The following is a 24,791-nucleotide window of genomic DNA, read 5'->3' as shown; positions in this document are numbered from 1 at the left end:
AGCACCTCGCTAATTTAATTATAAAATGACTTTAACACTCAATTTATTGTTTTACAATAAATTTGTATCGTTTTTTATTATATTGTTATTGTTAATGAAATATCCTTTTAATTTAAAGCAAAAAAATAAAAAGCATTTCTCATTACAAAGAAATGCTCTTGCTTATTGTTCATGATAGAGGTAGCGGCTTGCTATTAATCGAAACTTGTAGCTTTATTTTGTTGAAAAAATGCCAATTTGATTAAGATAACTCTTCTTTGCTGATAGCTATAGACGGGTAATGATCAAGAGCTGTTAGATCTGTGTCCAATGGCACACTATAAACCATATAGTAGTCTTTTGAATCGGGGGCTGACATTAGTTTTTCTATTTTTTGTTGAGCTAACTCCTTATTGGTTGTAGCAAAAACTACTGATACAACACCGACTTTATTTTTTTCTAGTTCTTCTATAGAACCTTTCATTATAATTTTTAAAGCTTCTTCTCCATTTAGCCCTAATGCAATATATTCATCTTGCGTCATAAGAAATCCCTCCGTTTTTATGCATCTTTATTGTATCCATTTTATCACATTATTCCTGCCCTTTAGCAAAATCAGATCTCAAAATATTGATACCTTATCTTAAGTCCTTCTTCCGTCTCTTCTTTTTCTTGAAATTCAACTTTCATATCTTCATAAATTTTTCTCCAAAACTGAATAGCTGGAATATTATTAGATAGTTGACCTATTGCATACCTTCCAGGACATTGTTGAAATAAATCTTGAACAGCTTGTTTTCCTAAGCCTTTCCTACGATATTTCTTTAGAATGAAAAATGAATTAATCAAAAAGTCATATCGCTCTGGATTCGTATAAGGAGTGCTTTGAATTAAAATAAAACCAATAATATTATCCTCATTCTTGATAAAATATGGAATTAAACCTTCCTTCTCAAAAAACCATTCAAATACATCAAATTCAAACAAACCATTCTCTTGATTCAATTCTTGTTCTTCATTAAATTCCGATAAGTCATGAAGAAACAAGGTCATCAGGTGTTTTAAAATTATTTTCTGATTCAATTCAACTTTGACTACTGACATCTCAGATTCACCTCACTAATCTACATACGCTAATGATAGATGAAGATGACGGGGAGAACGGTGTTTTATCCCAGTCAGCATATTGCTGTTCGATGCAAAAGCCATTACGGGTTAATAACGAATACAGCGTATCCTGATCCGTGAATCGACAAGCAATTCGGGAAGTCGTTCGCTTATACCCCCAATCACGTATCGTGACCCAGTGCATGATATGCTGGCTAGCATCGTAACATTGCGTGCCTGATACCTTGACCATATTCCCATCTTTATCAATAAATGATCCCCATTCTGTCTCCTCTTGATCGGATAAATCCGTTCCCTCCGGATTACGGATCTCGAATGCAAAGATTCCATGGGGTTGTAAATGTTTGTGAACGGTCGTGAGTAAATCGATTTGATCTTGATCACTTAAGAATGCCTGAAATGCATTACCAGTCAAATAAATCATCGAAAATCGTTTGTCCGATTCGAAGGTACGGGCATCGCCCTCCATAAAAGTAACAGTCAACCCTTCCGCCTTCAATCGCGCATATTCGAGCATCGCTGAAGAGATATCTACACCGGTCATCGGAATGCCGGCTTTCGATAGGGGTATCGTTGTTAAGCCTGTACCACAAGCAAGTTCTAGCACTTCCCCAGGACTCGATCTGGCAAGCTCAAGATAGAACTGATATTTATCCACTTCACCGTCAAATTCAAGATCGTAATTTACCGGATCTTGATATTCTTCAAGATTGTTATGTTCAATCAACGCCTTCACCCCCTTTTTACATTTTACCTTTTTTTCAATAATTCATTTGGTAATAAATAGTTATAGTCAATTTTTATCGAACCTTACATCTACTTTCTAAGCTTAATAAAATGAGCAGGCTGCGTTAGCCTACTCAACAATTACTTATTTCTTTTGAACGGGAATCCATATTTCACAAAATTCATTTTTCGTTTCCGAAACACCATACATTTCAAACTCAGGACCATTAACATGCTCATAACTTGCAGTAGAAAGCCATTCACTGTATATGCGTTTCCATAATGCTTGTACATGTTCGGCTGTTTGATCAACCGTATGTTCTTCTGTCGTAAAGACTGCCCATGTCCCAGCTGGAATATCAAGAGAAGCAAATCCCTCTGGCGTTCCGCTTTTTGGTGAGATGGCGTAAAGCATGTAAGGGAATGTGGTCCCGCCGGTATTGCGATAACACATGACTGCATTTACAGGTTTGATTCCTTTGCTTGAATTATTCCAATGCACACCTGATGCTTTAATCATCTGATCAATTATTCCTTCATCAATTGCTTTTTTCCACAACGCCGGAATCGCCTTATGATTCTCATCATTCTCAGTTGAAAATATTTCTTCAACTCCAAAGACAGAAAAATCCTCTTTCTGAACAATTTTGTAGTTCATTTCTTCAGCTCCCTTAATGGAAATTTGAAAGGATATTCGAGGATATGATTTAAGGCTTACCCCCAGATTGCGTGACATCGTGGGTGTGATTCCATGCGTTTTTTGAAACGCACGGGCGAATGCTTCTGGTGAGTCGTAGCCATATTTAAGAGCAATGTCGATTACCTTAATATCGCTGCCCTGTAAGTCAAACGCCGCGAGGGTTAATCGTCTGCGTCTAATGTATTCTGATAACGGGATTTCAACTATAAACGAGAACAAGCGCTGAAAGTGATAAACCGAACAACACGCAATTCCCGCAGCTATTTCATAGTCAATTTCCCCCATTAAGTTAGCTTCAATATAGCTAACGGCACCGTTCATTCTTTTCAGCCAATCCATATACCCCACACTCCTTTCTTCCTAAGGATAGAAAAAATCATTTGATTTTACCTAGCTTTTCATGCACGAATGTGCAAGGGTGGCCGTAACTCCTACTATATCTATTCGCAACACAACTCTCCGCATAACTTCGAGAGTTATTGTGACAATATACATTTACAAACAATGTTTCCGAAGGTTTTTATGTCTTCTATATAGTCATATTGGGGAGGATTTCGTTCGGTTTGGTTTAACATTCTAACTGCCACAACATTATACTCAGGGATAACTAGGACGGTATTCCCATATAAACCAAGTGACTGATATGCATTTTTGGGGAGCTGATCTCCCAATTCCGATAATGGTCGAGACTTGTCTTGGATCCACCAAAAAAAACCATGCCGTGGCAATGTCTCATTAAGGTTTGAAGGTGTAGCAATAGCACTGACTTGTTCGAAGATATAACTCGGAACAAGTTGAATGCCATTAACTTTTCCTTTTGTTAAATGAATGTAGCCCCAATAAGCTAACTCCCTCGTACTAACAAATAGATTTGCATCATTACCTTGATCATCCATGTAGTTTTCATTCAACCATACTAATTTTTCTGATTTTCCTTTTATCCAACCTGTTTCAGTGAACCCGTAGGGCAAGAACATTCTTTCTTCCATAATCTCTGCGAGTGTTTGACCAAATACCTTATGAACAATTTTTATTAGCAAATTAACACCTGTGTTGTTGTACTCCCAATCCGTTTCTGGCGAAAAAACTCTTCTAATATGATTAGCTCTACCTTGGAGGCCGTGAGTATGCGTTAGCAAATGACGTATTTTCGTATCTTTTAAGATAAGTTCGTCCAAATCATCGAGATAATCAGTAACATGGTCATCTAAACTTTTAATCCTACCCTCATAAAAAGCGAGGCTAACCGCGAAACCTAAGTACGTTTTACGGACTGATGCTACATTAAACCTTGACTCTGCATCTACCTTTCGACTGCCTTCTGATTCGTCGTGATACCCCGAATACCATTCATTAACGATACAATCATCTTGAATGATATAAGTAGATGCTGCTGATGCAGAAATCATATTTTTTATTTTTAATACATACTCATTTACTTCACTAAACGCATGATTCGAAGAATCAACCAACATTTGCATCGACATTCTCCCATCTATACATTTCTTTCAAGGATATACCTAGCTCCTTATTAGCCAGAAGAATAGCACCAACAACGGGCGAAAATTGCGGTTCAACCACTTGATATTGCTTAATTGGATTGGCTATGAGCAATTCTGTCAGCTTCTCTCTCATATAGGTGCTGCAAATGACACTGCCAATTAGTGCGACCTCAACGTTGTGTTGATCAAAGTTGGAGCCGACAAGCTCAATACCCAATTGGAGCTGCTCTGCTGCCCGGTTACATACTCGTCTTGCAACACTGCTACCCTGGTTTGCGGCCCTTGTTACTTGCGGAGCGAACTGACCAAATAGTTGATTACGCTTCATCGTATCGGGATGAAATCCCTGCCGAGCAAATTCTTGAAACTGTTCTAAGTTTTTCGCTTGCCAATGTTGCAGCATCTCCGCAATTAGCCCCTCATTTGAATCATCTCGATGTCCTCCAAGCACCCCAAAGACAGCATCATAAGCGAGATGACGTGCTGCACTATACGCGTATTGATGATAATTTGAGTTTCTGATCCGCATGCCTGATTCATTGATGCCCATGATCATGGTGCCTGTTCCGGCGATTGCAATAATACCCGGCCTATTCTGAAGCGCGCCCGCATGCGCAATATCCGAGTCATTTAAATGCAGCTTTGGACAATTGAGTCCCGGCAAGTCTGTGAAAGATGTAATCCATGCATCATCAGCTTCTGATTCGTAGCCAGCAATTCCAGCAACAAGCATGGCCACATCAGCTGTTACTCGACCTGCCTGCGCAAGTGCAGCTTCAATAGTAGCTTTCACATGATCAGATGCATTCTCGTCTTTATACTTGGATGCACTGCCACCCTCTGCAAAAGCAAGTTTGTTACCCTTCAGATCGCATATCAAGACCCTGGTATTGGTTCCACCTCCATCAATACCTATAACAACATCGCGGTCCATTATTTATCTAACCTCCTATTCATCTGATGACAATTAGATATGCTGAATTAAGTTTCAATCCCACACTAAACTCCCCTTCCTCATTTTTGCTATGTATATGATTTGCCCCGTGTGACTAGGCAAATGTCTGAATTGATGTAGAAGCATTTCTAGAATGGTGGAGTGATTATTCAAGCGAGCGGAGTTGAACGTTGGGTAATGTAGATAAGGTTGTTCCAACAATCGTTTTGGGTCTGCTTTCATCATTTCAAGAACTTGAATGATGCAGTCATATGATTTTTCCGAAATTTCTAATGCCTGCTCTTTCGACATATGCAACCCGCGTTCGAATTCGTTGCTCCTGTCCTCGATCAATGGAGCGCCAAAGTATGCGGCTTCAAACCAATAACGAGCGGCGCCTGAAATGTGCGTTATTAAATTCGCGATGCTATTACTCTCTGGTGTCGGTGACCAAATAATATCTTCCTCCGATAACTGTTCAATCACCTTACGAGTCCACTTCTGGTCCGCATTGTATTTATTTAGTAGAAGGTCAATCAATATACTTGAACTGTCCAATAACCTCACCTCCCATATTTTACAAAAATAATAACAAACAAATGTTCGTGTGTAAAGTTCTATCGGTTTTCTCATTTTTAGACCATCTCGATCATGATAGAATTTACGAGGAAAAGATTCCTATTCTATAACGATACATGTATAATGAAGTCGGATCATTGATTATACTAGGAGGTATTTTATGGAATTACAAGGATTTTATCATGTAGGCATTATTATTTCTAATTTGGAGAAATCCGTCTCTTTTTACCGCGATATCTTGGGTCTAGAGGTGATCGTTGGACCGACCGATGCCTTTGATGGAGAGGAAATTTCACAAGGCCTTGGCGTTCCCGATACTCGACTGCGTGTGGCGTACTTAAAATCGGAACAAAATGTCATCCAATTAATGGAGTTTGAATCGCCGAAATCTCCTATAGATGCACCGCTTCCGTTACATTCTTTTTCAACGACGCACTTCGGCTTCTATGTAAAGGATCTGGAACAAACAAAACAAGAACTGGAGTCAAAAGGAATCGAATTCTTCTCTCCAATCAATATTGTACCAGACTCACTTACTACGGTGATTAATGCTCGCAAATGGGTAATCTTCCGAGACCCAGACGGAGTTATTATCGAATTAGTTGAAAAATTATAACATCAGTATTTTATGAACAGATACATACGAAAGACTAAGGAGCTGCACAAACAGCTCCTTTTTTCATTTTGCTAAGGGCAGAATCTACCCCGTTTAACCTTCACAAGGATATCATTTCCCCTGAGCGTCGACTTCGGTTAGATTGAGTTGTTGCATTTTTCAATTACTTCGATCTCGTTCTTCTTGTTTACAATAAAAGCCCCATGAGTAGTCCATGCTTATTAAAAGTAGAAAAAAAACAGTGACAAACGTCCAAACAAAGTATGATCAGCCTTCATAACATAACGTGTATTCTTAATTAAGGAGGTGTTGAAATGTCCGATGTACGTGGAGGGTTCTTTACAAGCACTGGTACTATCCTTGTATTGTTCATCTTGTTAGTTATTGTTTCTTGTGCATGTATTGGTGGTTTCGGTATCTAATCACGGAAGGCCATTCAATGCCACTTAACACATCCTTTGCTTTATACATCTAGATATATGCAGTCACTCCCCCTCTAAAGCGTAGTTGCTCATTCAAATAATAACCCCACCAGCCGAAGCCGGTGGGGTTTCATCTTTACTTGCTGCTAAAATGCTGCTGTGCATTTAGCAAGGTGTTCCCTCCGAAAAACGCGGTTTCTGAACAACTCTTCGCAGGCCGATCCCGTAAGTATTTACTAGGGAACAAAGTCCAGGATGATACTTAACTTAACCATAGCATTAACATCTATCCCTTGCGTTTAGGCTTGAGCAGTAGACTGAACAATGCCCCGAATAAAGCAATGCAAGCCGTAAATAAGAAGGTATCAGAATAACCCGCCATCTCAGCCATAGATGTATTACCGCCTACTTGCGTTGTTCGTACGGCAGCTCGGATCGCCAGAAAGTTGCTTAAGCCAGCAATTGCAATAGGAATAATTAAATTGGAACTTGCTGAGGTTAAGGGTGTAACTCGACTGATCAGCTCCGCGGGAGCCGATTGAAGAATATAGGTATTGAGAGACATCATACACAGTCCCATACCAATTCCAAGCAACCCTACGATTCCTCCAATCAGCACCCCTCCTGTGTCCGGGCCAATTTGTGAGAGGAGCATTAAACCCAAGGCAATCGTTCCAAGACCCGAGCCTGCAAGAGGTCGTATACCCACCCTATCGAAAAGCTTCCCGCCGATCGGCATAAGCAATCCAGAAGTAATAGCTAGCAAGCTCATTACCAGACCAGCTTGAAATGGGCTATACCCTCTGAAATTTTGAAGATACTGTGGGATAAATACGAGTGATCCATTCAGTGCGATGTATTGTATCCAACTCACAAACATACCTCTTCTAAAGCTGATTGCTCGGAAAGCCTGAAGCGCTAAGATGGGATGTGGATGTTTTATTTCATGCAACCATAACCAAATCAGTAATATAATACCGGCTGCTCCCATTAGCCAAACAAGCCAGGAGACAGCATCCATATTTATGCTTAGCGCGAGTAAAACAAAAGCCATAGGAGCTAAAAATAACCCGATTATATCTAAGGGGTGCTTAGTATCCAAGGAAGACGTAATTTTTAGAGAATTTGCATCAACTAAATATCGTGTTCCTAAATAAACAGTAATCATTCCCAAGGGTAGATTAATAAGAAAAATCCAATGCCAGCCACTAGATTCTAACAGCCAACCAGACAAGACGGGTCCCGAAGCCGGCGCTAGCAGCATAGGAATGCCAAGCATACCCATAATCTGACCTTTCTTATTCTCCGGTGCAAGGCGAAACACCATAGCCATCCCAATAGGTTGAACCATCCCCCCTCCAAGCCCCTGGATAATCCTAAAAATAGTTAACTGCATAGCGTTTTGAGCCAATGCACATAGAAGTGATCCCATTACAAATAAAATAACTGTTATGATATATGCTTTCGCTGCTCCGTGTCTATCCGAGAACCAACCTGCAAGTGGTATCGTAACGGACATAGCTAGCATATAACCAGTAATCACCCACTGTAACGCGTCAAAAGAAACTCCAAAATCTCTGGTCAAGCTAGGAATGGCTACATTCATTGCGGTGCTATCGATCATCACCATCATCATGCCAGGGATAATAGCCATCAGCGCAAGTATGAATGTTCTTCGTGTAGGAACCTCATTAAGTTGTCTAGACGATTCTAGGGCTTCTTGATGGTTAATCATTACGACTCTCCTTTTTACTGAACATAGTGTTGATTAACTTTTACTTATTGATTATAATGAGAACACTCAAAAATCGATGATCATAATTCATATTTCTGTTCATTAATCAACAGCTGAGCACAAAAAGATCAGTAAAGTTACAATTTTATTAGGGAGAACTGTAATGATTGAAAAAATTGACCGGCGCATTTTGAGAACCCGCACTCTATTAAGAGAAGTTTTGCTTGATTTGGCACCAGAAAAATCATTGGAGAACATTACTGTAAAAGAACTGACAGATACAGCTGGACTTAATAGAGGCACCTTCTATTTGCACTATCAAGGCATTCAAGATTTTTATGAACAATTCAAAAATGAGATATTGGAACAGTTTCATCGGATCATAAAAAAACTTGGCCACACGCTAGGAAATCGTGAGCCCTTTAAAGATCCACCAGCAGGTTACGTGCGTCCATTCGAATTTGTATTTGAGCAAAAACGCTTTTTCAAAGTATTCTTGGGCCCAGGAGGTGACACGGATCTTTCACGCCAGATGACCGAATTAATCAATCAACAATTCATTAACGCCTACCGAGCAGAATATCGGCAGACTAATTCAGCCGATATACCTGCAAAACAACAGTATTTGTTTGCTTATCTGGCTTCAGCCTATGTGGGGACCATTCAATTCTGGATTCAGCGGGAATTTGATCTATCACCAATAGATATGGCTGTTCTATTCTCCCAAATCTCAAGGCTCGGATCGGCACATGTACCCATTGTTAGATAAAGGAGTCAAACTTCATCTCTAGTTGCGTTATCCTGCACTTAGCAAAACGCGGCTGCCGATCGATGTCGGCAACCGCGTTTTAGTTATTTTACCAAACTAAAATATTGATAATTTCAAAGTTAATTCGTACTAACCGTGCTTTGATCCGTTGTCACTGGCAACACACCGCTGGCTTCTAATCGACCGAACAGCACTTTGATTCCAGCAGCTGTATTCGGCTCCTGCTTTCCGTATACAGCAAGCCCCGAGCGCACGTTCTGCAAATAGATCGTCTCGTACGGGTTGCCGAGCGATAGTAGTGTGTAACGCTTATTACGCTTATTCATCTCATCAACCAAGGTTTGATAATCGGCCCATTTGAACTGACTAGCCACATTACGGAACTGGTAAGAGGCCAGGATGACGTAATCCGCCTTATCAAACGCCTGAAGCGCTTCATTCGTTTTTCCTTGGCCGATAACGAAAATTTCCGTCTTTAACGATAGGTTATTTGCAGCTTGTATCAGCTGCCTCTCGAGCTGTTTCGCCTGCTCCTCTTCCGTTGCGGCAATAACAACTCGGTCGCCTTTATGAATTTGATCCGGATGGCCACTGTCTCGGCCGGCCAATAATGTCACCGCCCGCTCTGCGATTTCCCGTTCCACCGTGCGATGCTCCTCGGATCCAATGACATGGTTAAGCTCGGCCAATTTATGCGCGAGGCTTTCGCTACGGTCAAACAAACCATATTTCGATTTCAACTCCAAAATGCGCTTCACGGATGCTTGGATCGTTTCGATCGGGATAGTCCCTCTCTTAACCGCGTTCAGCAGCGTTTGATGTGCAGCTGCTGGATCTTGCGGCATAAGGATGATATCAACACCTGCGGAGACTGCACGTTCCACCGCTTTATTTTCCCCAAAATGCTCCGCAATCGCATTCATGGTAAAGGCATCGGAAATGATGACTCCTTTATATCCCAGTTCTCCCCGAAGCAGTCCGGTCAGCACCTTCTTAGATAACGTGGCAGGGATCGGCACGCTGTTTCCGTCCTTCAGCGAAATGATGTGTTCGTTATCTACGACAGGGAAGGCAATATGCGCGGTCATGATCATCTCCACCCCATTGTCGATCGCAGCCCGAAACGGTTTCAGTTCCACTGCATCGAGCCGTTCGCGGTTATGTGTCAGCACAGGCATACCCAGATGGGAGTCTACCGTCGTGTCGCCATGCCCCGGAAAATGCTTGACTCCCGCGATCACCCCTGATTGCCGCAGCCCTTTCATCGTTGCGAGACCAAGCCGTGTCACTAAATCCGCATCCGAGCCAAACGACCGCATACCGATGATCGGGTTGTCTGGATTGCTATTAATGTCGAGCACCGGTGCAAAATTGACCTGCAGCCCAAGTGCTCTAAGCTCCTCCCCTGTCAACTGTCCGGCTGCTTCGGCCAGCTTTGTATCTCTGGTTGCACCAAGCGCCATTTGACCCGGCAGATTCGTCCCGCCTGGGATTCGCTTAATAACGCCTCCTTCTTGGTCGATGCCAAGAAACAAAGGAATGTCCCCTGCTTCCATTTGCAAATGATGTGTAAGTGTTGTGACCTGCCTCATATCTACAATATTTTTGTCGAAAAGAATAAGTCCGCCCAAGTCTTGATCATGAATGCTGCGTTTCAGTCCTTCATTGACAGTCGTTGTCACTTGCCCGTTCCATTGCCTAATGTCAGGCATCAGCATTTGGCCAACTTGCTCGCTTACGGTCATATAAGATAGCAGCCTATCCCAATCGTGTGCCCGAATGGCTTCTTCGCGTTCGAACCGAATCACTCGCGTCATAAATACGGCAAACTCCGCACGCGTGACAGGTTGATCCGGACGATAGGTACCATCCGAATATCCGCTGATCAATCCGTTGGAGCTCATGATGAGAATTGGTGCTGCCGCCCAATGCTTCTGTGTATCCGTCAAACCTACGGGTTGCTTTCCTTCCTCGAGCGAATATGCGCGTGACAGGAATGCAGCAGTCTCTGCGCGGCTAATCGGTGTATCCGGATGGAAGGTGCCGTCAGGGAATCCGCTGGCCAGCCCATTTTTTGCCGCTATAGTGATTTCTCGATAAAAAGGATGTGTTGTCGGAACATCTGTATATTTCGTGCCTTCCACTGCTTGCTGCAGTTGTTGCGGATAAAGCTCTCGCACCATGAAAGTGACGGCTTGCGCCCTTGTTACATGCCCCTCGGGCATAAATATCCCATTGCCATATCCAGCCACTGTTCCTCGTTTTGCCATGTAGGTAATACTGTCTTCTGCCCACTTCGAATGCTGCAGATCGACAAACCGTTCTTCTGCGGCCGCACTTCCTGCCCATAAGAGCATAGATGCTAGAACGGCACCGCATATTGTCATCAGTTTTACTTGCATCTGTTCCACTCCTGTTGCTGTTGTCTGTACGATGATTAGACGCTTCTGATATACAATTTGTTGTCAGTATAGCTGCGACTGGTTATCAGGTATTGATTTTTCTGCGCGATTGGCTTATTTTTTTATCATACTGCTTATCCAACAACAGATAATATTCTTCGATATGCCTTCTAGATGGTTACCATTAATGACGATATCAGCAAAATTTTTAGTACGAAGTACAAATTCGATTTCTCTATGTTTTGCAGCATCTAGGTAATATGTTGCAACTTCATCAAAACCCGCCCCCCAATTTTTCATATTTCTACGTATCCTACGATACATGCGTTCATCTGAATCAAGATCAACAAAGATCTTTAAGTCTAACATTTTTCTTAGCTCTTCAAAGTAAAGTGTGAAAATGCCTTCTAAAATAACTACTTCAGGATGATTATCAGTACTCAGTAAGTTGTTTATATGCACCATTAACTTGTTATAATCCAATGCATCTGGATGGTTAAAATCGTCGTATTCCATATTTGATACAGGCGATATCATCTTTGGTAAATCCTTTTTATAGAAATCGTCTGTTGAGACAACAGCCACTTGATAATCTTTAAGTTCTTTAACTATAATTTCGCAGTAAGTTGATTTCCCACTGCCCGAACCGCCTGCAATTCCTACAATAATAGGTTTCAATTTTTCCAGCTCCTCTTTTGTATTTGAAACTTTTCTTTGCATAGTAATAATATTCCACCAATTGCATGCAATTCCTTCGTATACCATTATCTTATCTGACGACAGTCATCTAAAGCTTAATCAAGATCTTACTCGAGCTGTAACAACAAAAAAGCCGCCTATCATGCGACTTTCAAAGTCTTCAGGTACTTATCGGTAGCCGATCGTTATAACAGTTAGCCTCTATGTATTACTAAATCACTTTATGCTTCTCGATATATTCATCTTTCGTTAATCCAAACAAAATAAAATCTAAATATTGACCATTTATATATACCACTTGTCGACGTACACCTTCTCGAACGCAGCCAAGCTTCTGCACCATTCTCGCTGATGCTTCATTCCCTTCAAGAACGTAGTCATTAAATTTATTAAGTCTCCGTTCCAGAAAAGCATATTTTAGAAGGATTTTCATAGCTCTTGTACCATAGCCCTTACCACGATACTCTTTATCTATTACGATACCTATACTAAACGTCCCGTTTCTTTCATCGATGCTGTTTAGATTAATGCCTCCTACACTTTCACCGTTCAAATTTTCAATTGTAAACATAATTCGCCCATTCGTGGAGGAAAATTCAACGTTTGCTTCTACGAATTTCTTTGCTCCTGAGATTGTAGGCGGTAATTCAATGACACATTCTAGAAAACGTCGAGCAGGGGTATCGAATCCACTTAGATATGAACTCTCCCAATCTTCAGCCTGTATTGAACGCAATCTAACTTCATCATCTTGCCAATAATAATTTATGTAATCTATATTTCGCATAAGCCCACCACCAAGTGATATAAGTCCTCTATAAGTTTAACTGAAGAAATTTATACATTGGGGGTACTATTTGATTATAAGTAAAAATGGCATCTTTTTATCTTGCCTGCTGCCGATTGCTCTAAACACAAAGAAGCCACGATTTACGCGGCACTTTATGAGATAAAATTTGTCAACCGACACATGGCTGGACAAGACAGGTGAAAAATCCTGAGCTCTTTTCGTTTATAAATTAAAACGTACTATATACACTTTCACATTCTTCCGCGGTCGGTTCATAAAAACAGTGCTTCTTCCATCGTCCTGCTAACGGCTGATTATACCAAGTTGGCGGACATGGGCCGGGATTTTCGAACGATCCTGGACGGAAATACCATAGGGAGAATTTAGCTGGCCAATTCCGCTCCCCATTCACAGCTCGTTGCGCCAGACGGCGCTCCCTATCTCTTGCGTTTTGATAGTACAGACCATGTTGCAACGCTTCGAACGCATGTGCCTGGTTGATCATTTCGGGAATAGTTCGGATCCCTTTAAAATCGGAGCAATTCGCTCTTATTCGGTTAATGCCAACATTTCCAACAAGGAGCATGCCCATTTCGCCTTCGGTCTCAGCTTCAGCCCGAAGCAACCTTGCCAACATATCAATATCCCTTTTCCTAGCTTTTACAACTGCCATTGGCTCACCTCTTTATATTTCTAAACTCATCATATTGCAGGAGAAGCGGATGTGTGCCTCTGGCAAAATAGAGAGCAATAATAAATTGCTGTTCCATCACATTCTTCTGTCTGTTTGTCATTGATTTTTGACAAGATCCTATACTGTTAAAGCAAAAAAAGCCGCAAGTACGCGACTTTTAAGCATATATATTCTTGTCACCCGATATGTCATACAATACAAAAACTTGGTACCATAAATATCAAGAGTCAACTATAAGGTAGATAGCCGTAGTTCATAAAAATACTGAACAATTGGATGCTTTAACTTCATCTTCTCATTCATGTCCAAAATTCGTTTTTTCCCAACTCGTCTGTCCACCAAAGCTAGAATATTCAATAAGATATCATTGCTCTCTATGCTTTCTTCTATTGAAATGGATAAAAACTTTTTAGCTACGACGGTAAAATTTGATTTACTTAATGATTGTTGTGCTGACAAAAGCTCCTTTGCATATTCTGATATTTTTCTATTTCTTGCAATTACTTTTAGACGATCCTCGGGAACATTCCCTTTGGTTTCCTTTCTGACCGTTTCAATTTCTTCATTGCTGATTGGAATTTGGATATCTGAATCATTCTTAATTTCCAGCTCGGTTTGATACCATTTAATTAAGGTTATATCACTCATATTGAATACATTCTTTTTATCTACCGCAATATAACAAAGTCCTGCTTTATCAGGTAAATAACGGTAGCTGGTTGCACGGTATTCGACCCTTCCATATAACGCAGGACAGAGAAAACTCTCCAGATGTTGCTTCAATTTGCTCCAGGACATGTAATCCTCCTATGTTCTATAAATAATTAGCTATGATGGCAGTCATTCTATTATCCATAATAACATATCAAGGAGGGCATTTATTTATCGTATCCCGTTAGTTGAATGACAAAATATTCATATTGGTTTTAGCTGAATGAACATATCGAGCTCACTGTCGTCCTCTTCACCCTTAAATCTTTCATCATATATTTCAATACAGACAACATCGAATTCCTCATAATTATTAGTGCTGAGCCAGTAAATAAGTTTTTCAAACGATTCGTTTATCTTACTTATAGGTCCTCTATGAGTTACTCCTGCATATTGGCCAGCGGGAATTTTATACATAAACATGCCTTCTGGCACCTCACTTAAAGACTCGGTTCTCACACCTGCTAGATAGCCGGGTTCATTTCGTTTGATTAATCCAATTGTCTCATGATGATTTATTCGATCTGTAACTTCGTTTATTCGGGTGAACAAAGCTGGCCAGACATCCCCAGGATGGGTTGGTTTACCAATATTTCCAATACCAATAATTTTATATTCAGAAATATCAACTAGAGTTGGTTGCATCTTTCCACTCCTTAAAAGGGCTATGACTTCCAATGCGTTAATCTGGATTACAATTCCTGCTTTTCCGTGAATACAGTGATAAGATTCTATATGTTATGTATCCTGCGCGTCTCGAGTATTTGTTCAATGTGATTCGCAGCATGCTGGATGTCATGCTTGATTGCGTCACGAACAGTTGCTGTCCCAAATTCATGTACAAGGACCCTATCCATTGAATTTGGCAAAAAATTGCAAAGGTATGCTATATATTCCCTCATCATGCCAAATAATTTAAGCTCTAGTGAAACTGAACGATTTTTGTAATTCATTGTTTGGTTCCAAACGTGCGAATCAAACGCATTGAACAAAAACTTGGCTCCAGAGTCCGCCAGTGCATATCGATTAATCTGGAAATAATTCATATCACAGTCAATGATATGATGAATAATTTCTCTAATTGACCATTTACCATTGGCTCTGGTTAGATCCAACTCAACATCACATAGTCCAGCAATTGCCTGCGATAATTCAAGTGGTGCTCGTTTATAGGTATCAATGAGTTCAAGATCCTCCATTGATTTTTGATCCAAGCCTTTCCCCTCCAGTGACATGATTATTATTCACTTTATGGATTATAGAGTCTTAATGCTTCCAGCCTTTTTGCTCGCTCAAACGCCTTGTCTAAAAACTGTATAGCCGACAAATCCTCATAATCCCAATTCATCGCCTCTATTGCAGTCGCGCCTGAATAATTCGTTTCCGCAATTTTTTTCATGGTTGTAGCCCAATCAATCGTGCCGTCAAAGGGTAACCCGTGCTGGGCATAACTTCCGTTATTATCATGCAAATGTAGTGCCATCAGACGTGAACCGTACATGGATAATAAATCATCACCTGGATAATAGCGGTAGTGATGTCCGGAGTCATAACAGAATCCGATTCGCAGGGAATCCACTTGCTCCAGCACATAGGCCAAATTGGAAAAATTCCATAAGTTCTCCAGTGCAATATTGACACCAAGCTGTTCAGCCTTTTCAGTGATTCTCTTGATTCTATCCAGTCCTAATGTATTATATGGATTGTTTTCGCCCGGCAAGTGCACCACCATTGTCGGAATCTCAAATTCGGCACAATCTGCAACACATTGCAAATAGCAATCAGTTACGGCTTCACCGTCCAGATTGTCAAGCCAGAGGTTGTTTTCGTTGTGGACTGGTGTGTGGATATTTTCTATAAAAAGACCCGCTTCTCGCGCAAATTGCGGACCGTTGCGGAAATCGTCCCGACCAAAGCAGTCGCGACCAAAGCCATCACTCCACCATAATAAAACGCCATCAAATCCAGCTTCTTTTATTAACTGAAAACGTTCCTTATTCGGCAATTCATAGCCAAACCAATCATAAATGGTAATCATAAGCATCTTCCTTTCTCGCTTTTTCCGTATGTAACCCAATAAACACATATTCACTACTCAATATTAGAACATACGTTCCGGATTGTAAATGCTATTTTGACATGTATTTTTCCATATTATCCTGTCATTCACAACAATGAAAACGGCAGCCGCTCGTTTGACCGGCTGCCACTATTTCAGATCTTTTGAATTTGTTATTATTCTTGATACAAATATAGAAGAATATTAGGAAAACGTGTTCGCCAAGCAACTTCATTATGAATGGCACCCTCAACAATTTCAAAACGATAATTGATATTCTTTTCATCCATCACATTCTTGAAGGAAATATTCGAATTTACATAAACTTCCGAACCAAACGTTGCTGTTTGTTCTTGCGTTCCTACATCAAAATAAAACTTTTTTACATCTGATAAATCACTTTTTTTAGCAAAGTCCTCTATTTCTTTCTGGCTTAACCAAAAAGCATTAGAAAGTGTAGCTACTCTTCTAAATATAGTAGGGTATTTGCACATGGCATAAGTAGAAATCATACCTCCTGATGAGCTTCCCGCCATTGCCGTATCATCTACGATTGTCTTGTACTTATCATCGATATATGGCTTTAATTCTTCTACGATAAAATCAATATACTGTTCTCCTTCTCCACCTAAATCAATCGATTCATCGATGAATAAACCTCTATTTATGCTTTTTTCACTTACCCAAGGACCGTATTCATCAAAACGTTTTGTTCCTTGCGGGTTACAATCAATACCAACAACGATAAGTTCTAGGCCAATTTCCTCAAGACAATCAGCAATTCTCCAACTAGAACCAAAAAATGAATCTTCATCTCGATATAAATTCTGTCCATCGTGCATATACAAAACTGGATAATGTTTATTAGAATTCTCATACCCCTTTGGGAGACAAACTCTTATCAATCTTTCTCTGTATAGTGCTGAGATATGAACTGTAAATTTTTCAATCATGTCTTATTTCCTTCCTAGCATTTGTATATTCCTTATATACATTCTCCGTTTTGTTCACAAAAGCCTCTTATCGTACGAACAAACCCTTAAATCGGAACATAGTTCATCTACAAGTTGAATAAGATAGCGAAAAACGGAATGATTAAAAGGAGTGGTCAAGGTGTGAGAAGCACGTACACCCATCTATCCGACATTTCTACCCCCGCTGCGATGAATCCTTATGTATCTGTCATTCGAAATGGTCTAAGCAAAACGAAGCATCCCAAACATATTATGATTGTCGGTGCCGGAATGGCCGGTCTAGTCGCGGCTTCATTGCTTAAAGACGCCGGCCATCATGTTAATATTATTGAAGGTAGTAACCGGGTTGGCGGGCGCGTGCTCACTTTTCGGTTTTCGGAAGAGACGTATTTTGAAGCAGGCGCGATGCGCATTCCTGAAATGCATGATTTAGTATTCGAATATATTCGTAAATTCGGATTGTTAGTGAACCCGTTCATTAATAGCACGCCTGAAGATTTTATTTATGCGAACGGCATTCTAACACGCGCAAAAATATACGAGCGAGATCCTGACATTCTTCGATATCCGGTAGCCCCGTCTGAGCGGGGAAAAACAGCACAGCAGTTGTTTAACATGGCCGTACAGCCGATTATCGACTTTATTAACAAAGATCCGGAGCGCAACTGGCCCATCGTCGAAAAACAATTGGACCAGTACTCCGTGTACACGTTCCTGAAGTTTTATCCGTATCGGCCCAAAACGACATTTTCCGAGGGTGCCATCGAAATGATGTCCGTGCTCCTCTCTCTGGAAGGCATTATGGAGGAAGCGTTTTTGGAAATTTTGCGGGACATGATGCTTTTTAAGCCGGAAACCCGTTTCTACGAGATCACTGGCGGCAATGATCGTTTGCCCCAGGCGTTTCTTCCGCAATTACAACAAAATATCATTTTTAACCAACGAGTGACTAAAATCATTCAACACAGCGATTGCGTTACACTTAACTATATGGATACCCAGTCGTTCGATCCATATGCCATGTCTGGCGATCTTGCCATCATGACCATTCCTTTCACCGTCATGCAACAGGTTGAGGTCGAGCCTCGTAATTCGTTTTCCCATAACAAATGGAGAGCTATTCGCGAGCTTCATTATATGAGAGCAACCAAAATTGGATTCGCCTTTCGAAACCGATTCTGGGAACAACAAGGTCTATACGGTGGAAAAACAATGACGGATCTGCCGGTTCGATCTGCTTATTACCCGAGCCATGTTTTCGATAATGCGAGACCGGCAGCACTTTTGGCTAGTTATACTTGGGAGGACGACACGATGCCGTGGGACGGCTTGTCACAGGATCAACGCATATATTTTGCCTTACGGAATTTGGCGACAATCCACGGCGATCAGGTGTATCGCGAATTTATAACCGGAGCTTCCTATAGCTGGACGCTGGATCCATTTGCATGCGGCGCGGTGACGTTCTTCAAGCCAGGACAGCAATCCGCGTTATTTCCTTATATCCCGACCCCTGAAGGAAGAGTTCATTTCGCTGGCGAACATACGACACTTACCCATGGTTGGATTCAAGGTGCGATCGAATCCGGAATTCGCGTTGCACTAGAAGTGAATGATTTACCCAAGGCATGAAAAAATCCATCAAGCAGCCATACGGTCGCTTACCTACGAAGATCTACAAAGTCTCCAAAGACACTTCGCTAAGCTAACAAAAAAAACGGCAAATAAGCCGTTTTTTTTTGTTATTGATGTACGAATTTAGGATCATCCATATTTGCTTGGATAACGTCCTCCCAATTTGTATTATGCATCATCTCGGAAGAATCTCCATGAAATGCCTTCTTGGCTTCCGGATCATCCAGCAGCCAATATCTCATCCAAGCCGTCAAATAACCTCTATGGTTGCCACCATTGCCTTCAATCGCTGTATGCGCTGCACCTTTTGCCATCCCCATCATAACAGGCGTGCTTGCGTTAGTACGATGCAAGGCTAATTGATTCGTTGATACCGGTGAGATTAGAAAATCTCGTGTACCGCCCATAATGAAGAAAGGAACGGTAATACGTGATGTATCGTACACATCTTCTGGATCACAATACTTCAAATCCGGGAGAGCGATGGATACAACCGTCTTAATCAACGATCCACTTTTATAGTTCGTATGCGCATTAATGACCCCAGTAGACCCTTGAGAATGTCCAGCTACACCAATATGCTCCATATTTATTTTTTGATAGAACAAGCTGTTTGCTAGTTGGTTTTCATTTCTCAAATAATCAATCGCCTCTACGATTTCTTTGCCTGTTCCTGTTGTCTTGCTATAGGAATCGATTACAATGAATCCCCAGCTGGCAAGATGAGTTAAGAGCGCATCATAACGATCTGGCGTAGCATCTGTTCCATTCCCCCAAGAAATAATAGGATAGGATTCGTCCCCTTGAAATGCTGGGTAGTATATTCTAAATAAACCTTCTCCGCTCGTACTCTTAACTTCTTCTACCTTTACAGGATGGCTTCCTTGCTGTGCATACCGCTGCTCCACGCTTCCTTCTGCAAGTTCTGGCACATTCGAATGAATGATGATTTGCAAGAAATTTGTAATTGGAACTGCAACGATAAGGACTACGGCTGGCAACCAAAAAATCCACTTTCGTTTTTTCAAAACCAACATACTCATGACCTCTACGATAGTCTATGGGTTTCGCTATCGTTTTCTCTGTTAAAATAGGAAACTAACACGCGGCTGTCGATCATGCCTGCCAGCGTTTTAAAGATATCATGTCCCGATAATCCAATTACTGTTTTTAATATTTCGGTGAAAGGGACTAATCGCTCAAAAGCCATTAATATGTAAATCGGGATAGTTCGCTACATTTATAACATTGCCCGAAGGATCTGTCACATTAAATTCAGGAAACCGATCAATACCCCAAGTATACGTTATTTCGGTTACCTCTTCACCCGCGTGCGCGAATCTTTGGTAACATTCAAAAACATCAGATGTTTTTATACAAAGTACCGCATAGGGTTTTCCGTCCGATACAATATGAATTGGAATGGGTTGTTCAACTCGTTTTAAAAACAAATAGGGTCCTGGTTCGAGCTTCAGGTCTGATTCTTCTTCGGTTTTCCAGCAATGTGTAAAGCCGAAATATTTTTCATACCATGCAACGGATTCATCGATATTTCTTACTGGCAGTCTAACCTGAACTACGGTATGAACAATTGTTTTACTTTTTGAAGTGGTGTTCATTTGAAATCCTCCCTCGTGGAAATCTAAGGCCTATGTTACTTCCGTTATGCGTTACGCCATACCCCTAGCTGCTTCCGAATCAGAACGATCTGGCCTGCGTGATACGCATCATGCATGATCCAATTGAGCAATTCTTGTCCGAGTGTAAGTCCGCTTCTGACATATGGTGCATCCAACTGCTCATCCGTCAAACGGCCGAGCGCATCGCGCAGCTCCGACGCCACGTTCTTCGCTCGATTCACCAGTGCCTGCCATTCAGCCTCATCTTCTGGATCCACACTGCCTTGGAACGTCTCCTCATTGGAGATGGCCGGTGGTCCGAGCTCAACCCCATTCAGCCGAAGCAGCCTTCGTTCATTATGAAAATTCATATGTAAAAGCGTCGCCCAGATCGAGTTGCCTCCCCCTTGCGGTATCCATGCAGCCGCTGCCGCTGGTATCCCCTCCAACACGGTACACACCGGAACGATCCATTCTTCCTTCTCCCAAATATGATCCCATTGCCAGACCAGACTCTCTACACGGTTGTGAGCCATACACTATCATCCTCCATGCAAAAATATGTAACAAGCAAAACAATAAATAACACGTTACGATGTAGATAGAATATACCATACTTTCCCATTAGATGTGGTGACTTCCTTTTGTCTTATGACAAGAAAACTTGATATCAATCCCTAATTCAACACGATTCTGAACCCCGCACTCAAAAGGACCACGGAGACAAGACCTAAGATAACTCCCATTGCCAACGATTTAAGCGTAAACCAGCGGAATTGCCCCGGATCTTACTTCATGCAATACTTCGCGCTTTTTATAAGATTCGCTTCTGCTGCCAGAAGTAGAGTATAGTAGGAGTGGTTGAAAATATATTCTAGGAGGCTACAGCCATGTCACAGGAGATTTGGATTAATCTGCCGGTCAAGGATGTTGAGAGGTCAACTGCCTTTTTCAATGAGATTGGATTCCATGCGGTGAGCTTTGGCAACGAGAGAGCCAAGCTTGCCATAGGCCAAACAACGATTCTGCTGTTCCCGGATGCGGCGTTTGAGAAATTTACAGGTTCAAAAATCGCAGATACTTCCCATAACGCCGAAGTAATATTTTCCATTGGCGCTGAAAGCAGAGAAGAAGTAGATGCCTTTATTCAAAAAGTAGAGTTTGCCGGAGGAAGCATCTTTGGCAAGCCGAGTGAAACTGACGGCTGGATGTACGGCGCAGGATTTGCCGACCTGGACGGTCATCGCTGGAATCTGCTGTACATGGATGAGAGCAAAATGCCGAAACGATAAAATGTAAATGCCGGTAGCCTGATTAAGGTCACCGGCGTTTTTTTTGCACCGTATAAGTCCATATGGTTCTTTACCATTTGATTGTCTTTTACATATTGATTATTAGGCACTTCAAACCCAATCATATCGTCTGGAATAGGTTGTAGTTCGGTCAGTTGCATATCCTGCCCGTTAGCTTAGCGCCTAATAGTAATAAGCATCACGGTTTGGAGAAATACTCTTTATGGATTACAGAGGAGGTGAACGATAAAATGAGCACTAAAACCAAAGCCAATAAAAACAAACCAAAGCATAGCCCATCACGATCAAACGACCCGAACGATCAAGGAAGATCTAGAATACAAAATAATTCGAAATAAAAAATAAGTTTGGGAAATTCCAAAAATGTTAACGGAGGTGATCATTATGCCTACAAGCCGGAATCATCAAGGGGCGCATGGGTTAGGACAAGTTGAAGAGCAACTGAAACAGCAGGTAAATGCAGCGGATACTATCCAAGGTGGAAGTAAAACGGATCATGAAATTGCTAAAGCGGCAAACCGTGATGCACATACCTCGTTAGATAAGATTATCGATAGTGGGGTTTAATGAACTGCAGGCTGCCGATCAAGCGGCAGCCTGCTTTTAACAATCTGCTGAGGACTACATATCTTGAGTTACAAAAAAGAATATTTTCCTCTAAATAGGATAAATTATTGTGGTATGTGCAATAAGGAGGTGGATGACGTGACGGTAAGAGCCTTTTTCTCCTTGTTGTCCATTTCACCTCTTTCATATAGATGCTATAACTGTTCAGGACTTACTTTTAATTATCAACGGTTTTTTAGCGTCTATGATGATGGAAACCATGCCAAGTCCTTCAATAGAATTCCTTGTATCAAATCGTAAGGATCTTCCTATTTTTCCGTCCTCTTCGTTCCAGTAAGAATAATGAAAATCCCCATGTTCATCACAGTATTCTAACAATGATACTTCAAACCCCGCGGTTTCAAATACTTGTACAAAGGTTTTTGCGTCATAAACAATTTTATGAGTTGCCGCCGGATGATCTGCTGGTCCAGGACCACCGACTTGTACCATCTGTTGGTACCACTCGTTACGGAAATTTTTATCCGGAACTGCACAACGAATATAACCACCCGGTTTTAGAAAATGATAACAATGCTTCGCAGCAATAATCCCCTCCTCATAAGTTAAGTGTTCCCACACGTGCTCAGCTAACAGCGCATCAACACTCTCTGGTTCAAATAATCTGTCCCAACTTTCCAAAGAAAGTAAATTCAACGCATCCTCTTGCGTACTGAGCCAACCATTATAACTTGTCCGTCCTGCACCAATGATTACTTTCATCTTGACACCTCCATCAGAAATTGGTTGAACTATTTTGCCCGATAGCGAAATGCCATTACTTCTTGCGAACGGGAAAGCAAATATCCGTAACGGACTCCGCAGAATCGGGACCATGATTTCTTTCATCGTAGATTTCGATATTATATAGCCGAGTTCATATCCGCTTTCTTTTAACCACGTAGAGTATAAATAAGTATGTACGGCACCTGCATTTTCGAAAGGACCATTGAATGTAAATAAAACATAAGTATTGGCTGGGATCTCTCTAACGACCATCTCATCCGGAATGTCCTCGGTCGAAGAAACTTCAACTTCAATAAAAAAGAATCTGAATTGAGAAAATTTCATTGAACTTTTTGTAACAAAACGCCCCACCAATGAAGCCATAAAGTCAACTCCATCAGTGGGGCGTCATTTTTAACGTTATTCTGTTTTTGAACAGAATAAGCTAATTGGTTAGAATGCCTCGGATCACTCCGAGGCTCACTTCATTTCAAATACCAATTATCGACATTTGGCTCTAACTAATCTGTACTGTATAGGCTTTATTAACAACCGCAACCTACACCACCAAGGCCACCTATACCACCCATACAAGCGCAAGCGACAATAACTAACAGGATAAACAACACAAGGATAGTAGCTGTATTTGTAAACAAACCTCCACGTAAATCGGACATTGTAACACCTCCCTATTGCTGAGTACACATTAGGTTATGAAGGCTGATCTCACTTTGTTTGGATGTTTGTTACTGGTTATTTAACTATATTGAAATAAAGACAATCATCAGCTGTTCGTATTCGGAAAAGGTATCCTCCCGATAGTCCAAAGAATAAAAGCTGCCTTTACTTGTTCGGCAGCTTTTATATGTAAAATGCTATATCACATTGCCTGTCGAAGAAGATTCTATTAGTTCCACCATATTGAATAAAGAGAAGAAATTAAGACCATCATTTTCAATATTGTCTCTCCCCTGTGATTCCCTCTCAATTACACACAGAACACTCACAACATTTGCCCCAGCGTTGCGTAAATCTGTCGCACTCAGTAAAATTTGGCCTCCTGTTGTAACGACATCTTCAATGATGCAAACATTTTTCCCACGCACATCAATACCTTCTGCAAGTTTGCATGTACCATATTCCTTCGCTTTTTTACGTACGAATGCGACCGGAATACCTGTCTTTAATGATAGTGCCGTTGCGACTGGGATACCACCCATTTCAAGTCCCGCTAAAACCTCAGTGCCTGCAGGAACTAGTTTTGATAGATGCTCGGATATCTCGTGAAGTAAGGCAGGACTGGACTCAAACAAATATTTATCAAAATAATCGTTTGATTCTTTTCCAGCTCTTAATTTAAAACTACCTGTCAAGTGTGCTGTTTCATAAATATTCTTTGCCAACATCTCTCTGTCCACGACTTCACCAGCCTTTAACATTTTCTTGATTTTACCATATCAATCTTTTATTTGA

General features: G+C 41.2%; 29 protein-coding genes and 1 pseudogene. 6 read left to right on the top strand and 24 right to left on the bottom strand.

The window, feature by feature from the left end; translation table 11 throughout:
* Nucleotides 1–241: 241 nt before the first annotated feature.
* The 7 genes from GCU39_RS07325 to GCU39_RS07295 all read right to left on the bottom strand — a co-directional run bounded on the left by GCU39_RS07325 (nt 242) and on the right by GCU39_RS07295 (nt 5,527).
* Complete coding sequence (locus GCU39_RS07325; protein WP_152392911.1) at nt 242–523, bottom strand: hypothetical protein; 282 nt, start codon at nt 521–523, stop codon at nt 242–244.
* A gap of 71 nt (nt 524–594) precedes the next feature.
* The gene (locus tag GCU39_RS07320; protein WP_152392910.1) at nt 595–1,083 is read right to left on the bottom strand and encodes a GNAT family N-acetyltransferase; all 489 of its coding nucleotides are present in this window, start codon (nt 1,081–1,083) and stop codon (nt 595–597) included.
* A gap of 7 nt (nt 1,084–1,090) precedes the next feature.
* Nucleotides 1,091–1,834: a class I SAM-dependent DNA methyltransferase gene (locus GCU39_RS07315; RefSeq protein ID WP_152392909.1), complete on the bottom strand. Its 744-nt coding sequence runs from the start codon at nt 1,832–1,834 to the stop codon at nt 1,091–1,093.
* A 144-nt stretch (nt 1,835–1,978) separates the two neighbouring features.
* Nucleotides 1,979–2,872, bottom strand: a complete 894-nt coding sequence (locus GCU39_RS07310) for an AraC family transcriptional regulator (RefSeq protein WP_152392908.1) — start codon at nt 2,870–2,872, stop codon at nt 1,979–1,981.
* Nucleotides 2,873–3,009: 137 nt separating this feature from the next.
* A complete protein-coding gene (locus GCU39_RS07305; protein WP_152392907.1) occupies nt 3,010–4,014 on the bottom strand; it encodes a serine hydrolase domain-containing protein in 1,005 nt (334 codons plus the stop codon).
* Nucleotides 3,998–4,969 carry a BadF/BadG/BcrA/BcrD ATPase family protein gene (locus tag GCU39_RS07300; RefSeq protein ID WP_152392906.1) on the bottom strand — a complete coding sequence of 324 codons (972 nt, stop codon included), beginning with the start codon at nt 4,967–4,969 and terminating at the stop codon, nt 3,998–4,000. The genes GCU39_RS07305 and GCU39_RS07300 overlap by 17 nt, the downstream gene beginning before the upstream one ends.
* Nucleotides 4,970–5,023: 54 nt before the next feature.
* Nucleotides 5,024–5,527: a DinB family protein gene (locus GCU39_RS07295; RefSeq protein ID WP_193726805.1), complete on the bottom strand. Its 504-nt coding sequence runs from the start codon at nt 5,525–5,527 to the stop codon at nt 5,024–5,026.
* Between the two features lie 181 nt (nt 5,528–5,708).
* On the opposite strand from GCU39_RS07295, the gene GCU39_RS07290 reads away from it, so the two are divergent.
* Both GCU39_RS07290 and GCU39_RS31825 read left to right on the top strand, forming a co-directional pair.
* Nucleotides 5,709–6,164 (top strand): VOC family protein, encoded by a 456-nt coding sequence (locus tag GCU39_RS07290; RefSeq protein WP_152392904.1) that lies wholly within the window; start codon nt 5,709–5,711, stop codon nt 6,162–6,164.
* Nucleotides 6,165–6,478: 314 nt separating this feature from the next.
* The gene (locus GCU39_RS31825; RefSeq protein WP_152392903.1) at nt 6,479–6,586 is read left to right on the top strand and encodes a sporulation protein YjcZ; all 108 of its coding nucleotides are present in this window, start codon (nt 6,479–6,481) and stop codon (nt 6,584–6,586) included.
* Between the two features lie 286 nt (nt 6,587–6,872).
* Here the strand turns inward: GCU39_RS31825 and GCU39_RS07280 are convergent, their stop codons facing one another.
* Nucleotides 6,873–8,321 (bottom strand): MDR family MFS transporter, encoded by a 1,449-nt coding sequence (locus GCU39_RS07280; RefSeq protein WP_193726804.1) that lies wholly within the window; start codon nt 8,319–8,321, stop codon nt 6,873–6,875.
* Between the two features lie 163 nt (nt 8,322–8,484).
* Here GCU39_RS07280 and GCU39_RS07275 point away from each other — a divergent pair, with 163 nt between their 5' ends.
* Nucleotides 8,485–9,090, top strand: a complete 606-nt coding sequence (locus tag GCU39_RS07275; RefSeq protein WP_152392902.1) for a TetR/AcrR family transcriptional regulator — start codon at nt 8,485–8,487, stop codon at nt 9,088–9,090.
* 119 nt (nt 9,091–9,209) lie between these two features.
* Here the strand turns inward: GCU39_RS07275 and GCU39_RS07270 are convergent, their stop codons facing one another.
* The 9 genes from GCU39_RS07270 to GCU39_RS07230 form a co-directional block, all read right to left on the bottom strand.
* Complete coding sequence (locus GCU39_RS07270) at nt 9,210–11,492, bottom strand: glycoside hydrolase family 3 N-terminal domain-containing protein (protein WP_152392901.1); 2,283 nt, start codon at nt 11,490–11,492, stop codon at nt 9,210–9,212.
* A gap of 114 nt (nt 11,493–11,606) precedes the next feature.
* Nucleotides 11,607–12,212: a uridine kinase family protein gene (locus tag GCU39_RS07265; protein ID WP_193726803.1), complete on the bottom strand. Its 606-nt coding sequence runs from the start codon at nt 12,210–12,212 to the stop codon at nt 11,607–11,609.
* Nucleotides 12,213–12,402: 190 nt separating this feature from the next.
* Complete coding sequence (locus GCU39_RS07260; RefSeq protein WP_152392899.1) at nt 12,403–12,978, bottom strand: GNAT family N-acetyltransferase; 576 nt, start codon at nt 12,976–12,978, stop codon at nt 12,403–12,405.
* Between the two features lie 232 nt (nt 12,979–13,210).
* Nucleotides 13,211–13,654 (bottom strand): cell wall hydrolase, encoded by a 444-nt coding sequence (locus GCU39_RS07255; RefSeq protein WP_152392898.1) that lies wholly within the window; start codon nt 13,652–13,654, stop codon nt 13,211–13,213.
* Between the two features lie 252 nt (nt 13,655–13,906).
* Nucleotides 13,907–14,473 (bottom strand): SF0329 family protein, encoded by a 567-nt coding sequence (locus GCU39_RS07250; RefSeq protein WP_152392897.1) that lies wholly within the window; start codon nt 14,471–14,473, stop codon nt 13,907–13,909.
* A 117-nt stretch (nt 14,474–14,590) separates the two neighbouring features.
* A complete protein-coding gene (locus tag GCU39_RS07245) occupies nt 14,591–15,064 on the bottom strand; it encodes a GyrI-like domain-containing protein (protein ID WP_227793477.1) in 474 nt (157 codons plus the stop codon).
* A 53-nt stretch (nt 15,065–15,117) separates the two neighbouring features.
* Complete coding sequence (locus GCU39_RS07240) at nt 15,118–15,600, bottom strand: DinB family protein (RefSeq protein WP_227793476.1); 483 nt, start codon at nt 15,598–15,600, stop codon at nt 15,118–15,120.
* 35 nt (nt 15,601–15,635) lie between these two features.
* A complete protein-coding gene (locus tag GCU39_RS07235) occupies nt 15,636–16,424 on the bottom strand; it encodes a sugar phosphate isomerase/epimerase family protein (protein ID WP_152392894.1) in 789 nt (262 codons plus the stop codon).
* A 197-nt stretch (nt 16,425–16,621) separates the two neighbouring features.
* Entirely contained in the window at nt 16,622–17,398 is a 777-nt protein-coding gene (locus GCU39_RS07230) for an alpha/beta hydrolase (RefSeq protein WP_152392893.1), read from the bottom strand.
* A gap of 210 nt (nt 17,399–17,608) precedes the next feature.
* Here GCU39_RS07230 and GCU39_RS07225 point away from each other — a divergent pair, with 210 nt between their 5' ends.
* Nucleotides 17,609–19,051 (top strand): flavin monoamine oxidase family protein, encoded by a 1,443-nt coding sequence (locus tag GCU39_RS07225; RefSeq protein ID WP_152397126.1) that lies wholly within the window; start codon nt 17,609–17,611, stop codon nt 19,049–19,051.
* A 110-nt stretch (nt 19,052–19,161) separates the two neighbouring features.
* Here the strand turns inward: GCU39_RS07225 and GCU39_RS07220 are convergent, their stop codons facing one another.
* The 3 genes from GCU39_RS07220 to GCU39_RS07210 all read right to left on the bottom strand — a co-directional run bounded on the left by GCU39_RS07220 (nt 19,162) and on the right by GCU39_RS07210 (nt 21,209).
* Nucleotides 19,162–20,055: a poly(ethylene terephthalate) hydrolase family protein gene (locus GCU39_RS07220; protein ID WP_227793475.1), complete on the bottom strand. Its 894-nt coding sequence runs from the start codon at nt 20,053–20,055 to the stop codon at nt 19,162–19,164.
* 198 nt (nt 20,056–20,253) lie between these two features.
* Entirely contained in the window at nt 20,254–20,673 is a 420-nt protein-coding gene (locus tag GCU39_RS07215) for a VOC family protein (protein WP_152392891.1), read from the bottom strand.
* Between the two features lie 44 nt (nt 20,674–20,717).
* The gene (locus GCU39_RS07210; protein WP_152392890.1) at nt 20,718–21,209 is read right to left on the bottom strand and encodes a DinB family protein; all 492 of its coding nucleotides are present in this window, start codon (nt 21,207–21,209) and stop codon (nt 20,718–20,720) included.
* Between the two features lie 354 nt (nt 21,210–21,563).
* On the opposite strand from GCU39_RS07210, the gene GCU39_RS07205 reads away from it, so the two are divergent.
* Together GCU39_RS07205 and GCU39_RS07200 are read left to right on the top strand one after the other, a co-directional pair.
* A complete protein-coding gene (locus GCU39_RS07205; protein ID WP_152392889.1) occupies nt 21,564–21,965 on the top strand; it encodes a VOC family protein in 402 nt (133 codons plus the stop codon).
* Nucleotides 21,966–22,370: 405 nt separating this feature from the next.
* Nucleotides 22,371–22,553, top strand: coding sequence for a hypothetical protein (locus tag GCU39_RS07200; RefSeq protein WP_152392888.1), 183 nt, complete (start codon nt 22,371–22,373; stop codon nt 22,551–22,553).
* A gap of 204 nt (nt 22,554–22,757) precedes the next feature.
* Here the strand turns inward: GCU39_RS07200 and GCU39_RS31820 are convergent, their stop codons facing one another.
* The 4 genes and pseudogenes from GCU39_RS31820 to pyrE all read right to left on the bottom strand — a co-directional run bounded on the left by GCU39_RS31820 (nt 22,758) and on the right by pyrE (nt 24,724).
* Entirely contained in the window at nt 22,758–23,315 is a 558-nt protein-coding gene (locus GCU39_RS31820; RefSeq protein ID WP_227793605.1) for a class I SAM-dependent methyltransferase, read from the bottom strand.
* A 207-nt stretch (nt 23,316–23,522) separates the two neighbouring features.
* Nucleotides 23,523–23,591: pseudogene (locus GCU39_RS32235) on the bottom strand (hypothetical protein); the annotation flags it as partial.
* Nucleotides 23,592–23,863: 272 nt separating this feature from the next.
* Nucleotides 23,864–23,995 (bottom strand): sporulation protein YjcZ, encoded by a 132-nt coding sequence (gene yjcZ / locus GCU39_RS07190; RefSeq protein WP_152392886.1) that lies wholly within the window; start codon nt 23,993–23,995, stop codon nt 23,864–23,866.
* 198 nt (nt 23,996–24,193) lie between these two features.
* Nucleotides 24,194–24,724, bottom strand: coding sequence for an orotate phosphoribosyltransferase (gene pyrE / locus GCU39_RS07185; protein ID WP_407671647.1), 531 nt, complete (start codon nt 24,722–24,724; stop codon nt 24,194–24,196).
* Nucleotides 24,725–24,791: the final 67 nt, after the last annotated feature.

The sequence above is a fragment of the Paenibacillus guangzhouensis genome (assembly GCF_009363075.1).
GTDB classification, from domain to species: Bacteria; Bacillota; Bacilli; order Paenibacillales; family Paenibacillaceae; genus Paenibacillus_K; species Paenibacillus_K guangzhouensis.
Note: the sequence above shows the minus strand (reverse complement) of the source record. Positions and strands in the feature narration are given on the sequence as shown.

Bases quoted from the DNA above. Each gene is read 5' to 3' on its own strand.
- GCU39_RS07325 (WP_152392911.1), bottom strand. From the start codon at position 523: ATGACGCAAGATGAATATATTGCATTAGGGCTAAATGGAGAAGAAGCT.
- GCU39_RS07320 (WP_152392910.1), bottom strand. From the start codon at position 1,083: ATGTCAGTAGTCAAAGTTGAATTGAATCAGAAAATAATTTTAAAACAC.
- GCU39_RS07310 (WP_152392908.1), bottom strand. From the start codon at position 2,872: ATGGATTGGCTGAAAAGAATGAACGGTGCCGTTAGCTATATTGAAGCT.
- GCU39_RS07305 (WP_152392907.1), bottom strand. From the start codon at position 4,014: ATGCAAATGTTGGTTGATTCTTCGAATCATGCGTTTAGTGAAGTAAAT.
- GCU39_RS07300 (WP_152392906.1), bottom strand. From the start codon at position 4,969: ATGGACCGCGATGTTGTTATAGGTATTGATGGAGGTGGAACCAATACC.
- GCU39_RS07290 (WP_152392904.1), top strand. From the start codon at position 5,709: ATGGAATTACAAGGATTTTATCATGTAGGCATTATTATTTCTAATTTG.
- GCU39_RS31825 (WP_152392903.1), top strand. From the start codon at position 6,479: ATGTCCGATGTACGTGGAGGGTTCTTTACAAGCACTGGTACTATCCTT.
- GCU39_RS07280 (WP_193726804.1), bottom strand. From the start codon at position 8,321: ATGATTAACCATCAAGAAGCCCTAGAATCGTCTAGACAACTTAATGAG.
- GCU39_RS07275 (WP_152392902.1), top strand. From the start codon at position 8,485: ATGATTGAAAAAATTGACCGGCGCATTTTGAGAACCCGCACTCTATTA.
- GCU39_RS07270 (WP_152392901.1), bottom strand. From the start codon at position 11,492: ATGCAAGTAAAACTGATGACAATATGCGGTGCCGTTCTAGCATCTATG.
- GCU39_RS07265 (WP_193726803.1), bottom strand. From the start codon at position 12,212: ATGCAAAGAAAAGTTTCAAATACAAAAGAGGAGCTGGAAAAATTGAAA.
- GCU39_RS07260 (WP_152392899.1), bottom strand. From the start codon at position 12,978: ATGCGAAATATAGATTACATAAATTATTATTGGCAAGATGATGAAGTT.
- GCU39_RS07255 (WP_152392898.1), bottom strand. From the start codon at position 13,654: ATGGCAGTTGTAAAAGCTAGGAAAAGGGATATTGATATGTTGGCAAGG.
- GCU39_RS07250 (WP_152392897.1), bottom strand. From the start codon at position 14,473: ATGTCCTGGAGCAAATTGAAGCAACATCTGGAGAGTTTTCTCTGTCCT.
- GCU39_RS07235 (WP_152392894.1), bottom strand. From the start codon at position 16,424: ATGATTACCATTTATGATTGGTTTGGCTATGAATTGCCGAATAAGGAA.
- GCU39_RS07230 (WP_152392893.1), bottom strand. From the start codon at position 17,398: ATGATTGAAAAATTTACAGTTCATATCTCAGCACTATACAGAGAAAGA.
- GCU39_RS07225 (WP_152397126.1), top strand. From the start codon at position 17,609: ATGAATCCTTATGTATCTGTCATTCGAAATGGTCTAAGCAAAACGAAG.
- GCU39_RS07215 (WP_152392891.1), bottom strand. From the start codon at position 20,673: ATGAACACCACTTCAAAAAGTAAAACAATTGTTCATACCGTAGTTCAG.
- GCU39_RS07210 (WP_152392890.1), bottom strand. From the start codon at position 21,209: ATGGCTCACAACCGTGTAGAGAGTCTGGTCTGGCAATGGGATCATATT.
- GCU39_RS07205 (WP_152392889.1), top strand. From the start codon at position 21,564: ATGTCACAGGAGATTTGGATTAATCTGCCGGTCAAGGATGTTGAGAGG.
- GCU39_RS07200 (WP_152392888.1), top strand. From the start codon at position 22,371: ATGCCTACAAGCCGGAATCATCAAGGGGCGCATGGGTTAGGACAAGTT.
- GCU39_RS31820 (WP_227793605.1), bottom strand. From the start codon at position 23,315: ATGAAAGTAATCATTGGTGCAGGACGGACAAGTTATAATGGTTGGCTC.
- yjcZ (WP_152392886.1), bottom strand. From the start codon at position 23,995: ATGTCCGATTTACGTGGAGGTTTGTTTACAAATACAGCTACTATCCTT.
- pyrE (WP_407671647.1), bottom strand. From the start codon at position 24,724: ATGTTGGCAAAGAATATTTATGAAACAGCACACTTGACAGGTAGTTTT.